Below are 13,492 nucleotides of genomic sequence, written 5' to 3' on the forward strand. Positions count from 1 at the left end.
CGGCCGATGGACCCGCTCTCGGATGTGCTGCGATCCGTGCGGCTGACCGGCGGCCTTTTCGTCGAGGCGCATTTCACCGCGCCCTGGTGCGTGACCGCGCAGGTGCCGCCCGGCCTCTGGGCCGAGCTGCTGGCGGCCCCTTCCCATCTGATCGCCTATCACGTGGTGCTGGAGGGGGAGATGCGGGTCGGCCTGGCGGAGGCGCCGGACTTCCTCGTCCGGGCCGGCGAGGTCGTGCTGTTCCCGCGGAACGACGGGCATGAGCTGTCGAGCGGGCCGGGGCTCGCGCCGGTCCGGGCGGATGCGCTGCTGCAGCCGACGGCGGAGGGCGGCCTGCTGCGCATCCGCCATGGCGGCGACGGCGCGGCGACGCATCTCGTCTGCGGCTTCCTCGGCAGCGAGGGTGCGGCCAACCCGCTGATCGCCAGCCTGCCGCCGGTGCTGCGGCTCGACCTGCGGCAGGGGCCCGCCTGGGGCTGGGTCGAGGCCTCGGTGCGCTTCGCCGCGGCCGAGCTGGCGGCGGGGCGGCTGCCGACCTCGGATGTGGTGTCGCGGCTGTCGGAGACGCTGCTGCTGGAGGCGATGCGGCACTACCTCGCCGCGCCGGGGCCGACGGGGCCGGGCTGGCTGCGGGGGCTCGGCGACCCCTGCATCGGCCGGGCGCTGGGGCTGATCCATGGCGACATCACCCTGCGCTGGTCGGTGGCCGGCCTGGCGCGGGCCGTGGGGATGTCGCGCAGCGCCTTCGTCAAGCGGTTCTGCGCGCTGATCGGCATGCCGCCGATGCGCTACCTGGCCGCCTGGCGGCTGCACCGCGCCGGGCAGCAGCTGCGCGAGGGCGGGCGGACCGTCGGGCAGGTGACGCATGCGGTGGGCTATGCCTCGGAGGAGGCGTTCAGCCGCGCCTTCAAGCGGCAGTACGGGCTCTCGCCGCGGGAGTGGCGGCTGCAGCGGCCGCACCCGTAGTCCGGCGGCTTTACGGGCCGGGCGGGTTCGTGCTGGAAGCGGGGCGAATCTCGCCGAGGGAAACGCCGCCCATGCTCATCCCGCGCCGCCTGCTGCTGGCCGCCCCTGCCCTGCTCGCGGCCGGGCGGGCATCCCCTGCCGTCGCCCAGGCGTCCTGGCCGGAGCGGCCGCTGCGGCTGATCGTCCCCTTCCCCGGCGGCTCGACGCCGGATATCGCGGGGCGGGCGGTGGCGACCCATTACAGCCAGGCGCTGGGGCAGCCCTGTGTGGTCGACAACCGGCCCGGCGCGGGCGGCAATATCGGCACCGATGCGGTGGCGAAGGCCACGGACGGGCATACCATCGGCGTCTCGATCAACGGACCGCTGACGACGGCGCCGGCGCTCTTTCCGAACCTGCCCTACGACCCGGTGCGGGACCTGGCGCCGGTCTCGCTGCTAATGCGCGGGGCGCAGCTGCTGGTCGTCCGGGCGGATCTGCCGGTGAAGGATCTCGGCGAGTTCCTCGCGCGGGTGAAGGCGGAGCCGGGGCGGTACTCCTTCGGCTCGGTGGGGTCGGGCTCGGGCGGGCACCTCGCCATGATGGACCTGCTGGCGCGGGCGCGCGGGGAGATGCTGCACGTCCCCTATCGCGGCTTCCCGCCGGCGGTGATCGACCTGGTGGCCGGGCGAATCGACGCGATGGTCATCATCGCGGCCGGCATCCTGCCGCAGCTGCGCGAGGGGCAGGTGCGGGCGCTGGCGGTCACCGCCGAGGCACGCATCCGCCAGGCGCCGGAGGTGCCGACGCTGGCGGAGGCAGGGATCGCGGATGCGGCGAGCTATGCCTGGATCGGGCTGATCGCGCCGGCCTCGACGCCGGGCGAACGGGTGGCGCGGCTTTCGGCCGAGGCGCAGCGGGCGCTGGCGGCGCCGGAGGCGCGGACGGCGCTGGAGGCGGCGGGATTCGAGGTGGTGGCGAGTTCGCCGGAAGTGATGCGCGGGTACATGGCGGCCGAGGCGGCGCGCTGGGGCGGGCTGATCCGGCGGCTGGGGATCAGGGCCGAGGCCTGATCCCCTTCCCCACTCAGGCGGCGGTGGGGCGGGTGCGCCAGAGGCTCAGCGCGATGGAGCCGCCGATGATGCTGCCGGTCAGCAGCAGCGCCCATTCGACCGGCACCGCCTTGCCGCCCGCCCACCAGTTCGCCAGCATCTTCACGCCCACGATCATCAGCACGACCGACAGCCCGTGCTTCAGGTAGCGGAAGCGGTGGATGATGCCGGCGAGGGCGAAGTACATCGCGCGCAGGCCGAGGATGGCGAAGACGTTCGCGGTGTAGACGATGAACGGGTCGGTGGTGACGGCGAAGATCGCCGGGATGCTGTCGAGGGCGAAGACGAGGTCGGTCAGCTCGACCAGGATCAGCACCAGGGCGAGCGGGGTCAGCATCCACTTCCCCGCCTCGCGCGCGGTGAAGGCGCTGCCGCGGAAGCCCTCGGTCACCGGCAGGCGGCGCTGGAGGAAGCGGAGAACGGGATTGTCGCGCGGGTCGCCCTCGGGCGCGTTGACCGATTGCAGCATCTTCCAGCCGCTGAAGACGAGGAACAGGCCGAAGACCACCATCAGCCAGTCGAATTCGCGGAGCAGGCTGGTGCCGAGCAGGATCATCGCCGCCCGCATCGCCAGCGCCCCGAGGATGCCCCAGAACAGCACCCGGTGCTGGTAGGCGGCGGGGACGCCGAATTTGGCGAAGATCAGGACGAAGACGAAGATGTTGTCGACCGAGAGCGACCACTCGATGACATAGCCGGTGATGAATTCGAGGGCGCGGGCCTGCCGCCCCTCCTCCGGCCCGTAGCCGGTCCAGAGCCAGGCGAAGAAGCCGAGCGCCAGGCCGACATAGGCAGCGGATTTCCAGAGCGCGGTGCGGACCGGCACGGGGGCCGGCTGGCCGTCCGGGCCGCGGCGGGCGAAGACGCCCAGATCGAGCAGCAGCAGGCCGAGCACGGCCGCGTTGAACCAAACCCAGAACCAGATCGACGGCGCCATCGCCGAAAGCTCCCTATGGGCGCGACGGGCTGGCCTTGTGGATATCGACAGGCCCGATCGCGCGCGTTGCACGCGATCCGACATCGCTCGCCGGGCGGCAGGCGGGAGCCTGGCGCCCGACGGCCAGAGGGGCCCGGATCGATGCCGATATGGTCTAGCCGAAAAGCGGTGTCAACCCCGTTGTGCCGCCTGCGGCGGCGGGCCATCTCCGGGTTTGCTCTACGGGGGCCGGCGCATTAGTGTCCGGCCCGGCAAGGGCCGCCCGGCGCGGCCTGCAACAAAGGTTTATCGGGGCGTCACATGGGTTCCTTCAGCATCTGGCATTGGCTCATCGTGCTGCTGGTCGTGCTCCTGCTTTTCGGCAGCGGCAAGATCAGCACCCTCATGGGTGACCTCGCCACCGGCATCAAGTCCTTCAAGAAGAACATGAAGGAGGAAGATGACGCCTCGCTTGCCGAGGGCGCGCCGCCGGCGCCGGGCACCCACCCGACCGGGACGATCCAGGGCCCGGCCGCGACGACCACGCCGCACGCCACGACCACCACGACGACGAGCCGCCCGGCGGCCTGATGCCGGAGCTGGCCGAGGCCCGGGAGGCGATCGTCGCCGCCGGGCAGCGGCTGGACCGCTTCGGTTGGGTCCCGGCGACGGCCGGGAACATCTCGGTCCGGCTGCGGGACGGGACGGTGGCGATCACCCGCTCCGGCGGGCATAAGGGCTTCCTCGACGCCGATGGGGTGATCCGCGTCGGGCTCGATGGGCGGCCGCTGCGCGAGGGCGACCGGCCTTCCGCCGAGACCGGGCTGCATTGCGGGATCTATCGGCGCTTCCCGGAGGCGGGGGCGGTGCTGCACGGGCATTCGGTGCCGGTGACGGTGCTGTCGCGGCTGGCAGGGGAGAGCATCCGCCTCGAAGGCTATGAGTTGCTGAAGGCCTTCCCGGGCCTCGCCACCCATGCAGCCGCGGTCGAGCTGCCGGTTTTCGACAACGATCAGGATATCGGCCGGCTGCAGGATGCCGTGGAGACGCGCTGGGCCGGGGCGGCGAGCGTGTTGCCGGGCTATCTGCTGCGGGGCCATGGTATCTATGTCTGGGGCGCCGACATGCCGCAGGCCCTGATGCGGCTGGAGGCTGTCGAGTTCATGCTCCGCTGCGAGCTGGAAGCAAGGAGGCTGTCATGAGCCGTCTGACGGTGTGGGAGGCCGAGGGTGGCCGCGAGGTTCTGAAGACCGAGGATGCCGGGCGGATCGCCGAGGCGTTGCGCGGCATCGGCGTGCGCTTCGAGCGCTGGGAGGGCGTGACCGTCCCCGAGGGCGCGACCAACGAGCAGATCCTCGAGGCCTATCGCCCGCATCTCGACGCGCTGATGGGCGTGACGGGTGCCGGCAGCGCGGATGTGGTGGCCCTCACGCCGGATCATCCGCAGGCGCAGGCCATGCGCGAGAAATTCCTCAACGAGCACATCCATACCGAGGACGAGGTGCGCTTCTTCGTCCGTGGCGCCGGGCATTTCGTCATGCATGTCGACGGCCGCGTGTGGGATGCGCGCTGCGAGCAGGGCGACCTGATCAGCGTGCCGGCGAATACGCGGCACTGGTTCGACGCGGGCGAGCGGCCCGATTTCTGCGCGCTGCGGGTCTTCACCGACCCCTCCGGCTGGGTGGCGCAGTTCACCGGCACCGACATGGCGCAGCGCTTCCCCGTTGTTGCCTGAGGCCGTGCCGCCGCGCGTGGTGCTGACGGATATCGAGGGCACCACCACCGCCATCGCATTCGTCAAGGAGGAGTTGTTCCCCTTTGCCGCGGAGGCGCTGGAAGGGTTCCTCGCGGCACATGGCGGGGAGCCGGCCGTGGCGGCGATCCTCGACGAGGTCCGGCAGGCGGAGCCGGGGCGGGAGCCCGTCGCCGTGTTGCGCAGCTGGATGGCGGCGGATGCCAAGGTAACGCCGCTCAAGGCCTTGCAGGGGCTGATCTGGCGGCAGGGCTATGCGGATGGGCGGCTGAAGGGACATCTCTGGCCGGATGTGGCGCCGTGCCTCCAGGCCTGGGCGGCGGGCGGCGTCCGGCTTGCGGTCTATTCCTCGGGCTCCGAGGAGGCGCAGCGGCTGATCTTCGGCCATTCGGTGGCGGGGGATCTGGCGCCGCTGTTCTCGGGCTTCTTCGATACGCGGGTCGGCGGGAAGCGGGAGCGGGCCAGCTACGACGCCATCGCCGGGGCGCTCGGGGTGGCGCCGGGGGAGGTGCTGTTCCTCTCCGATGTCGCCGAGGAGCTGGACGCGGCCGGCGCGGCCGGGATGCGGGGGTGCCAGCTCGTCCGGCCGGAGGACGGGACCCTTGCCGCCGGACGGCACCCGGAGGCGCGGGACTTCCCCGAGGTGGCCCGGCGGTTCGGCCTGCCGGCTCACAGCCAGGCCGGCTGATCCGCCCCTTGCCCGGCGAAGCGCCGCGGCAGGATGAGGCCGGCGGAGCGCATCAGCCGGCCCAGCCCTTCCAGCGAGGCCAGGGCGAACTCCGCGCCCTGGCGGGGCAGCAGGCCGGATTGCAGCGTGGCCCGGGCGCGGGCGGACAGGCCGGCCTGGGCCTCCGCGGCGGCGCAGAGCAGGCGCTGCTCGTCGCGTGAGAGATAGGGGCAGCGGGCACAGCGGATATCCACCTGCCAGCGGGCGCTGCGGGCGATGACCCGCAGCAGGTGATCGACGGAGAGCGCCGCATCCGGGATGCCGGGCCCGGCCATCAGCCGGCGGAGCCGGGGCAGCGGGCTCTCGCCCTGCCGCACCGCGTCCAGCCAGTCCCGCAGCCCGGTCAGGATGAGGGTTTCGGATGGCCAGAGATCGGCCATCGCCTGCGGCGTGCTGGCGTAGCTGCCGGTGGCGTAGGTGGCGGCGGGAAGCTGGATATGGCCCATGACGGCATCCGGATGCTGGCTGTCCCCGCCGCATAGATGCGAATGACTCTCATTGTCAATCAGGCAGCCAGGTCACGCCTGTGGCCGCCCTGCCCCGATGCCTGGGCAGGACGGCCCAGGATCAGGCCGCCAGCACCGCCTCCGCCTCGCGCGCCACATCGGCGAGTGCGCCCGGTGCGAAGGGCGAGACGAGGCCGGCCGAGCGGACGAGGTCCTGGAAAGGCGCGCTGCCGCCGCGGGCGCAGAGCGCCACGTAGTCGGCCAGCGCTGCCGGGGCATCGTGGCGGGACTTCACCCAGAACTGCATCGCGCAGCAGAGGGCCAGCGTGTAGTCGATGTAGTAGAGCGGCGAGTTGTAGATGTGCTGCTTCGCTTGCCAGCGGCCGCCCTTCGCGGGGTAGGCCAGGTCGCCGTAGTCGGTCCAGGGCATGTAACGGCGCTCCAGCCGCTGCCAGATGGCGTGGCGCTCGGCGGGCGTCGCCTCCGGGTTCTCGTAGACCTCGTGCTGGAAGTGGTCGACGCAGACGCCGTAGGGGAGGAAGGCGAGCGAGGTCTCGAGATGCATGCGGCGGAAGCGCTCCGCCGCCCCCTCCCCTACCAGCAGCGCCATATGCGGGTAGGTCAGGAATTCGAGGCCCATGGAGTGGATCTCGGCGGCCTCCATGGTCGGCCAGAGCTGGTCGATGCCGGGCAGGTTCCGGCTTTCCCAGTTCTGGAAGGCGTGGCCCATCTCATGGGTGAAGACGCCGATGTCGTGATGCGTGCCGTTGAAATTGGCGAAGATGAAGGGGACGCCGACGGAGGGGAACGACGTGCAGAAGCCGCCGCCCGCCTTGCCCGGCCGGTTGCGCATGTCGAGGAAGCCCCCCTCCTCCATCAGCCGGTAGAAGGCGGCGAGGCGCGGGTCCATGCGGTCGAACATGGTCTGCGCCGCGGCGACGAGGGTGTCGTGGTCGCCGATGGGCTTCGGGTTGCCTTCCGGGTCGATCAGCGCCTCGTCCCAATAGTGCAGGCGGTCCCAGCCGAAGCGCTGGCGGCGGGCCTCCAGCAGGCGGCCGACGAGCGGGACGACATGCTCGGCCACCTGGTCGCGGTAGCGGGCGACATCCCCGGCGTCGTAGTCGGTGCGGCGGAGGCGGCGATAGCCGAGGGGGAGGTAGTTCTCGTAGCCCAGCTTCCGGGCCATGCCGTGGCGGAGGCGGACGAGCGAATCATAGATCGCGTCCAGCTCCTCGCCATGCGCTGCAAAGAAGCCCCAGCGCAGCGCCTCGGCCTCGTGCCGAGTGCTGCGGTCCGGGTCCTCGGCAAAGGGGGCGAGGCCGGACAGGTTCGTCGTGGTGCCGCGGATGGCGATCTGCGCCGAGGCCATCAGCTCGGTGTAGCGGGCGGTGAGCTTCGCCTCCTCCTCCAGGTCGCCGGCGATCGCCGGGTCGAAGGTGGTGATGTCGGTCTCCCAGAGGCGGAGCACATGCGGGCCGACCGCGGCCTCCAGCGCCGCGCGGTCGGGCCAGGCAAGGAGGCGGCGCTTGAGCGCCACCTCATGCGCCGTCGCCTCCGGGGAAAGGGCATCGGCATATTCGCGGGCAGCCTTGGCCTCGGCGTTCTGCGTGTCCTGGGAGAAGCGGAGATGGACGAGGCTCGACCAGCTTTCGTAGTCGCGTCGCTCCCGGTCCCAGGCGGCGAGTGCGTCGCCGAGGGCGCCTGCATCAAGCCTGGCGTCGAGCGCGGCATGCCCGGCGGCGAGGCTGTCGCGCGTCGGCGCCGGGAAGCGGAGATCGGCGAACTGGGGTGTCGTCATGCGGCGAGGCTTTCGAGCGGGCCGAGGGCGCGTTCCAGCAGGGGACGCACCCTGGTGGCGAAGCCCTCGATGCTGCGGAGGGCGAGCGCGGTCGTCGAGGCGCCGGCCTGGAATTGCAGGAGGTAGTGGCAGGGCTGCGCGGCCCTGATCTCGGCCAGCATGCGCTCGGCGATGGTCTCGGCATCGCCGACGAGCATGTGGCGGGCCATGTCCTCGAGGCTCATCTCGCCGGGCCAGGGCTTCTCCAGCAGCATGCCGCCCTGCATGTGCTGCTCGCGGTGGCGAAGGCTCTGCGACAGGCGGATCTGGTAGCGGATGTTCTCGAGGAAGCCCTCCGCCTCCGCCTTGCTGTCGGTGACGCACATATGGCGGAGCGCGCCGAAGCGCATCCGCGCCGGGTCCTGCCCGGCCTCGCGGTATGTGGCCTCGAAGCGGGCGCGGGCCTTGGCGAGAAGCTCGGCGGTGTAGTGGCGGGGCGTCACCATGACGACATAGCCACGTCGGGCCGCCATGCGGTGGAGCTCCGGGTTGTCGCCGGCGACCCAGACCTCGGGCACGCCGTTGACCGGGCGGGCGGCGATATGGGTCTCGGGCAGGCGGTGGAAGCGGCCGTCGAAGCTGAAGGTCTCGTTCGCCACCGCCTGTTCCAGCATCTCCATGAATTCCAGGGTGCGGAGCGTGTTCTCGGCAAGGTCGGCGCCGAAGCGCTCGAACTCGAAGGGCTGGTAGCCGCTGCCGATGCCGAGCACGAGGCGGCCATGCGTCATCTGGTCCACCATGCCGATCTCCGCCAGGAGGCGGGAGGGATGGTAGAGCGGGACGATGACCACGCCGCTGCCGAGCCTGATGCGGCTGGTCTCGCCGGCGCAGCGGGCCACCATCATCAGCGGCGAGGGGCAGACGCAGTAATTCGAGAAATGGTGCTCGGCGAACCAGGAAATGGCGAAGCCGGCGCCCTCCGCCGCTTTCACCTGGGCGACGGCGCCGTCATAGAGGCTGGCCAGGTCGGTGCCTGGCGCGCGATAGCCCATCAGGTTGAACTGGCCGAAATCCATGGGGCGCCTCCCGCTTTTGCGGGGAGTGTCGGCCCATGGCGCCGGCGCCTCAAGCCTTTCGGTCGAAACGGATGACGGCGCAGGGCACGGTGACGGCGGGTGCGGGCAGGCTGACCGTATCGAGCCGACGGTAGCCGGGGCCGCCCTCCCCCAGCAGCACGGCGAAGCCGGTGTCCTCCGGGCGGGGGGCGCGAATCTCGACCGAGTGGCGCCATTGGGCGCGGTCCGAGATGGCGTTGAGGACCATGCTCGGACTGCCATGCAGGCGGCAGCGGGCGCGCCAGCCGCCGTCGAACCAGCGCGGCTGGAGCGGTGTGCCGAGGACGAGCGGTGGCTGCTCCTGGAAGTCGAGGGTGAAGCCCTCGCCCTCGATCAGGGTGATGGTGCGGTCCTGGCCGGCGAAGTCGGAGAAGTCGGCATCCTTGTCCACCCAGGCGAAGGTGACGAGCCAGCCCGGGCCGCCGACCACATCCGCCTTGCGGCCGGCGCCGTTGCGCCAGGGAGAGACGGTGAGGTCGGCGTGGTGGAGATGCATGGGCCTTGGCCTTTCAGGGACCGGAGATCGCCTCCCGTCCGCTACCGTTTGTCGTATTGCCGCCGGGGGGCCGACGGGCGCGGGCGGGGCGTATCGGCCAGCGGCGGCTCGGAGGGCTGGATGCGGATATGCGCGTCCTTGGCGTCGCCCGGGCGGCGGACCGCCGAGGCGAAGCGGTCGGCCGCCCAGGGAGCGACCTCGAAGCGCGTTTCCCGCTCCTGCACCTGGATACGGCCGATCTCCTGGCGCGTGACATTGCCGCGGCGGCAAAGGAAGGGCAGCACCCAGCGCGGGTCGGCATTGCCGTTGCGGCCGAGATTCATGCGGAACCAGGCGCCGGGGGCATTGCCGGCCCCCGCGGGGCGCGGCTCGCGGGGCGGCGGGCGGTCGCTCAGCTCGGCCAGTTCCTCGGGCGCCGGGAGGGGGGCGCGGAGGGTGCGCATCAGCGCCGCGGCGAGCGCCTCGGCCGGCTGGGCGGCGAGGAGCTGGCGGGCGAGGGCGAGATCGCCATCGATCGGCTCCTCGGCGGCGAGCTCGGTCGCCTGGGCGAGGATGCGGGCGTCGTCCTTCTCGCGGATGGCCTCGGCGGAGGGGGCCGGCCCCCAGGCGGCCTGGACGCGGGCGGCCTGAAGCAGGCGCTCGGCGGCGCGGCGGCGGTTGTGCGGGACGAGCAGCGCGCTGATGCCCTTGCGGCCGGCGCGGCCGGTGCGGCCGCTGCGGTGGAGCAGCGTATCCGGGTCGTTGGGCAGCTCGGCGTGGATGACGAGGCCGAGGTCGGGCAGGTCGATGCCGCGGGCCGCCACGTCGGTCGCCACGCAGACGCGGGCGCGGCCGTCGCGGAGGCTCTGCATGGCGCGGTTGCGCTCGGCCTGGGACAGCTCGCCGGACAGCGCCACGGCGGCGAAGCCGCGCTCGGCGAGGTTGCCGTGCAGGCGCGTCACCGTAGCGCGGGTGCGGCAGAAGACCATGGCCGAGCGCGCCTCGAAGAAGCGGAGGCTGTTGACGACGGCACGCTCGATCTCGTGCGGGGCGATGAGCAGGGCGCGGTACTCGATGTCGCCGTGCTGGGCGCCGGCATCGCCGGCGGCGATGCGCAGCGCATCCTTCTGGTAGGTGCGGGCGATGGCGGCGATGCCGGCGGGGACGGTCGCCGAGAAGAGGAAGGTGCGGCGGTCCTCGGGGGTGGTCTCGAGGATGGCTTCCAGCTCCTCGCGGAAGCCGAGGTCGAGCATCTCGTCGGCCTCGTCGAGGACCACGGCGCGGAGGGATTGCGGGCGGAGGTTGCCGCGCTCCAGGTGGTCGCGGAGCCGCCCGGGGGTGCCGACGACGAGATGGGCGCCGCGTTCGAGGGCGCGGCGCTCGGCGATCGGGTCCGTGCCGCCGACGCAGGTGACGACGCGGCCGCCGGCCTTGGCGTAAAGCCAGGCGAGCTCGCCCTGGACCTGAAGTGCGAGTTCGCGGGTCGGGGCAACGATGAGGGCCAGCGGCTGGCCGGGTGCGGGCAGGCGGTCGGTGCCGCCCATCAGCAGGTGGGCCATGGCGAGGCCATAGGCGACGGTCTTGCCGGAGCCGGTCTGGGCGGAGACGAGCAGGTCGCGCCCTTCGGTCTCGCCTTCAAGGACGGCGGCCTGGACGGGGGTCGGCTCGGCATAGCCACGCTCGGCGAGCGCGGCCTGCAACGGAGCGGGAAGCGGGGGAAAGGGCATCTGAAATCCAAACTATAGGCGGGGTCCGGGGCCAAGCTTTGGCCCCGGCGGGGGGCTACGGGGGCAGAGCCCCCGTTACATGACGAGCTTGGAGCGCCTCTGCTGCCGCAGCACATCCTCGATCCAGCGGTCGAGGCGAATGGTTTCGGCCTCGGCCTCGGCGCGGGCGGGATAGGCGAGTTCGAAGCGGAGCGACAGCCAGCGCCAGGCGACAAGGCGCTTGTGGACCTTCTCGGCGCGCTCCAGCTCCTCCCGCGCCGCGCGCTCGGGTGCGGGCAGGCGGCCGGCCATGGGCGGCGGGACGGGGCGGCCGGCGCCGTGCTCCACCGCCCAGCGGGCGAGGCGGGAGACGCCGTTGTCGCGCTCATCGACCGGGCAGAGGGCGTAGGTCCAGCGGTCGAGCAGGGAGAGGCCGGGGACGCCGTCGATGGCGGAGGCAACTGCCATGGCCTGGGTCAGGTCGGCGAGGCGGTAGTTCGGGTCGTCGGCGCGAAGCACGGCGCGCTTGATGCGGGCGAGCACGCCGAACAGGCTGTCGGAGCCGATCTCGGCGGCGACGGCGGCGACGATGTCGGCATCGGGCTGCACCTGGGGGCGGAGGTCCTCCGGCGTCTCGGGTACCGCGTTCAGCATCATCTTGACGAAGTCGGGGCTGCCGCCGCCGGCGAGGACCGCGACGACGCCCTCCTCATGCTGGCCGAAGCGGCCGGCGCGGCCGCCGATCTGCTTCACCTCCTGGGTGTTCAACTCGCGGCGGGATTCGCCGTCGAACTTGCGGAGCGTCGAGAAGACGACGCGGCGGATGGGGAGGTTGAGGCCCATGCCGATGGCATCCGTCGCCACCAGCACATCGGCATCGCCGTTGCGGAAGCGGGCGGCCTCGGCGCGGCGGACCTCGGGGCTGAGGGCGCCATAGACGACGGCGACGCGGCGGCCGCGCTTCACCAGCTCGGCCCGGAGGTCGAGCACGTCGCGGCGGGAGAAGGCGACGAGGGCATCGCCGGCGCGGAGGTCGCCAAGGGCGACAGGCTTCGAGGCGGCGACCAGCGGGTTCTTCCGCTGAAGCTTCACCTCCTCCATGTCGTCGTCGCACAGGCGGGCGATGCGGCGGACGAGCGTCGCGCATTCCGGGGCGCCGAGGACAAAGACCTCGCGGGCGGGGGCTCCCATGATGGCTGCCGTCCAGGCGGCGCCGCGGTCGCGGTCGCCGAGCATCTGCGCCTCGTCGATCAGGGCCACGTCCACGGGGTTGTGGAAGGGGCACATCTCGACCGTCGCGGCCAGGTGGCGGCTGCCGGGGACGGGCAGGCGCTCCTCGCCGGTGGAAAGGGAGGCGAGGACGCCACGGGTCGCCAGGGCCTCGCGGAACTCATGGGCGAGGAGGCGGAGGGGGGCGAGGGCCATGCCGCTCTCCGACCGCGCCAGGCGGTCGAGGGCGGTGTGGCTCTTGCCGGAATTGGTCGGGCCGGTGACGAGGGTGATGCGGCGGTTCAGCGCGCGGGCGGTGGCGAAGTGGCCGGCATAGCGGTCGAGCGCGGCGACGCGGGCCACGGCGGCATTGCCGGCGCGGGTCGGCTTCGCCACGGCGGGACTGGCAGGGCGGCTGCGGAGATCGGGCGCCTCCTGCTCGCGCCAGGCCGGGACCTGGGGGCGGAGGGCGGTGATCTCCTTCGGGTCGAACTCCCACTTCTCCTGGCCCTTGTTGCGGGTCGGGATGCGGCGGGCGACGGGGATCAGGCCGGCGCCGATCCAGCGCAGGATTTCCTTCTCGGTGGCGCCGAGGAGGTTGGAGAGGGCGCGGAACTCGACGAGGCTGCGTTCCCAGGCGCGGAGGCGCTGGACCTCCTCGCGGCGCTTCGCGCGGGTCGCGGTCTCGGCCTCGCGGAGGTCGCGGCGGCGGCGGGATTCGATGGCGGCGACGGAATCGAGGAAGGCCAGCTCGGCCTCGCCCTGGAGGCCGAAGGCAGCGGCGACCTCGCGGGCCAGCATGGCGTGGCGGTCGGCGGAGAGGCTGCCGGAGCCGGTCTCCACCAGCTCCGCCGCGATCGCATCCAGCGCCGCCTCGGCCGTCGGTCCGAGGCCGCGCAGCCGGCGGGCAACGGCATCGCCGAGGGCGGCGAGCAGGGTGTCGTCCTCCGGCTCCAGCTCGGTGATGGTGCCGGCGGCGGTCTCGACCTCCGCGCGGCGGACCCAGACGCGGCCGGTGCGGTTGGCGAGGTCGTTCAGCCGGGCGATCCAGGCGCGGCGCCGCGTCTCGATAAGGGCAGCGCGGACAGCCTCGGCATCGGCCGGCAGGCGGCGCTCGACGCGGCGGACGAGGGCCGGCATCTCGCGTGGGGCAACGGCGAGGCCGGAGGCGAGGATCGCGGCCTCGGCGGGGGAATGGCGTGGCGCGGGGCTCTCGGCGTATGCGGAGGGGGCGCCATCGGTATCGGTCAAATCAGGAACTCCGCGGCCCGCCCGATGGGAGGCCGCGCCATGAAACGAAGCGGGGGATCG

Annotated in this window: 13 protein-coding genes; 6 read left to right on the forward strand and 7 right to left on the reverse strand. The window is 72.4% G+C overall.

Features of this window, described 5'->3' with window-relative positions; translation table 11 throughout:
* Window positions 1–6: 6 nt before the first annotated feature.
* On the forward strand, window positions 7–966 hold the full coding sequence (locus tag LH62_RS24540) for an AraC family transcriptional regulator (RefSeq protein ID WP_043364718.1): 960 nt from the start codon (window positions 7–9) through the stop codon (window positions 964–966).
* 71 nt (window positions 967–1,037) lie between these two features.
* Complete coding sequence (locus LH62_RS24545; protein WP_043364719.1) at window positions 1,038–2,018, forward strand: tripartite tricarboxylate transporter substrate binding protein; 981 nt, start codon at window positions 1,038–1,040, stop codon at window positions 2,016–2,018.
* A gap of 13 nt (window positions 2,019–2,031) precedes the next feature.
* Here LH62_RS24545 and LH62_RS24550 read toward each other — a convergent pair whose 3' ends face one another.
* Complete coding sequence (locus tag LH62_RS24550; protein WP_043364720.1) at window positions 2,032–2,994, reverse strand: TerC family protein; 963 nt, start codon at window positions 2,992–2,994, stop codon at window positions 2,032–2,034.
* 300 nt (window positions 2,995–3,294) lie between these two features.
* On the opposite strand from LH62_RS24550, the gene LH62_RS24555 reads away from it, so the two are divergent.
* The 4 genes from LH62_RS24555 to mtnC are packed head-to-tail and all read left to right on the forward strand — an operon-like array spanning window position 3,295 to window position 5,414.
* Entirely contained in the window at window positions 3,295–3,564 is a 270-nt protein-coding gene (locus LH62_RS24555) for a twin-arginine translocase TatA/TatE family subunit (protein ID WP_043364721.1), read from the forward strand.
* Complete coding sequence (locus LH62_RS24560) at window positions 3,564–4,175, forward strand: methylthioribulose 1-phosphate dehydratase (protein ID WP_043364722.1); 612 nt, start codon at window positions 3,564–3,566, stop codon at window positions 4,173–4,175. The genes LH62_RS24555 and LH62_RS24560 overlap by 1 nt, the downstream gene beginning before the upstream one ends.
* On the forward strand, window positions 4,172–4,708 hold the full coding sequence (locus LH62_RS24565) for an acireductone dioxygenase (RefSeq protein ID WP_043364723.1): 537 nt from the start codon (window positions 4,172–4,174) through the stop codon (window positions 4,706–4,708). The genes LH62_RS24560 and LH62_RS24565 overlap by 4 nt, the downstream gene beginning before the upstream one ends.
* A complete protein-coding gene (gene mtnC, locus LH62_RS24570) occupies window positions 4,698–5,414 on the forward strand; it encodes an acireductone synthase (RefSeq protein WP_144404618.1) in 717 nt (238 codons plus the stop codon). Before LH62_RS24565 ends, mtnC begins: the two co-directional genes overlap by 11 nt.
* Here mtnC and LH62_RS24575 read toward each other — a convergent pair.
* The 6 genes from LH62_RS24575 to LH62_RS24600 all read right to left on the reverse strand — a co-directional run bounded on the left by LH62_RS24575 (window position 5,396) and on the right by LH62_RS24600 (window position 13,432).
* Window positions 5,396–5,899, reverse strand: a complete 504-nt coding sequence (locus LH62_RS24575) for a hypothetical protein (RefSeq protein WP_043364725.1) — start codon at window positions 5,897–5,899, stop codon at window positions 5,396–5,398. The genes mtnC and LH62_RS24575 overlap by 19 nt on opposite strands.
* A gap of 121 nt (window positions 5,900–6,020) precedes the next feature.
* Window positions 6,021–7,697, reverse strand: a complete 1,677-nt coding sequence (locus LH62_RS24580; RefSeq protein WP_043364726.1) for a M3 family oligoendopeptidase — start codon at window positions 7,695–7,697, stop codon at window positions 6,021–6,023.
* Window positions 7,694–8,752 carry an LLM class flavin-dependent oxidoreductase gene (locus LH62_RS24585; protein ID WP_043364727.1) on the reverse strand — a complete coding sequence of 353 codons (1,059 nt, stop codon included), beginning with the start codon at window positions 8,750–8,752 and terminating at the stop codon, window positions 7,694–7,696. The genes LH62_RS24580 and LH62_RS24585 overlap by 4 nt, the downstream gene beginning before the upstream one ends.
* 49 nt (window positions 8,753–8,801) lie before the next feature.
* The gene (locus LH62_RS28700; RefSeq protein ID WP_052214881.1) at window positions 8,802–9,287 is read right to left on the reverse strand and encodes a HutD family protein; all 486 of its coding nucleotides are present in this window, start codon (window positions 9,285–9,287) and stop codon (window positions 8,802–8,804) included.
* Window positions 9,288–9,328: 41 nt separating this feature from the next.
* Window positions 9,329–10,993 (reverse strand): DEAD/DEAH box helicase, encoded by a 1,665-nt coding sequence (locus LH62_RS24595; protein WP_052214882.1) that lies wholly within the window; start codon window positions 10,991–10,993, stop codon window positions 9,329–9,331.
* 75 nt (window positions 10,994–11,068) lie between these two features.
* Window positions 11,069–13,432 (reverse strand): helicase-related protein, encoded by a 2,364-nt coding sequence (locus tag LH62_RS24600; protein WP_043364728.1) that lies wholly within the window; start codon window positions 13,430–13,432, stop codon window positions 11,069–11,071.
* Window positions 13,433–13,492 lie beyond the last annotated feature (60 nt).

This window comes from Belnapia sp. F-4-1 (genome assembly GCF_000802185.1).
Taxonomy (GTDB): Bacteria; Pseudomonadota; Alphaproteobacteria; order Acetobacterales; family Acetobacteraceae; genus Belnapia.

Coding starts and splice junctions, on each gene's coding strand:
- LH62_RS24540 (WP_043364718.1), top strand. CDS start 7: ATGGACCCGCTCTCGGATGTGCTGCGATCCGTGCGGCTGACCGGCGGC.
- LH62_RS24545 (WP_043364719.1), top strand. CDS start 1,038: ATGCTCATCCCGCGCCGCCTGCTGCTGGCCGCCCCTGCCCTGCTCGCG.
- LH62_RS24550 (WP_043364720.1), bottom strand. CDS start 2,994: ATGGCGCCGTCGATCTGGTTCTGGGTTTGGTTCAACGCGGCCGTGCTC.
- LH62_RS24555 (WP_043364721.1), top strand. CDS start 3,295: ATGGGTTCCTTCAGCATCTGGCATTGGCTCATCGTGCTGCTGGTCGTG.
- LH62_RS24560 (WP_043364722.1), top strand. CDS start 3,564: ATGCCGGAGCTGGCCGAGGCCCGGGAGGCGATCGTCGCCGCCGGGCAG.
- LH62_RS24565 (WP_043364723.1), top strand. CDS start 4,172: ATGAGCCGTCTGACGGTGTGGGAGGCCGAGGGTGGCCGCGAGGTTCTG.
- LH62_RS24575 (WP_043364725.1), bottom strand. CDS start 5,899: ATGGGCCATATCCAGCTTCCCGCCGCCACCTACGCCACCGGCAGCTAC.
- LH62_RS24580 (WP_043364726.1), bottom strand. CDS start 7,697: ATGACGACACCCCAGTTCGCCGATCTCCGCTTCCCGGCGCCGACGCGC.
- LH62_RS24585 (WP_043364727.1), bottom strand. CDS start 8,752: ATGGATTTCGGCCAGTTCAACCTGATGGGCTATCGCGCGCCAGGCACC.
- LH62_RS28700 (WP_052214881.1), bottom strand. CDS start 9,287: ATGCATCTCCACCACGCCGACCTCACCGTCTCTCCCTGGCGCAACGGC.
- LH62_RS24595 (WP_052214882.1), bottom strand. CDS start 10,993: ATGCCCTTTCCCCCGCTTCCCGCTCCGTTGCAGGCCGCGCTCGCCGAG.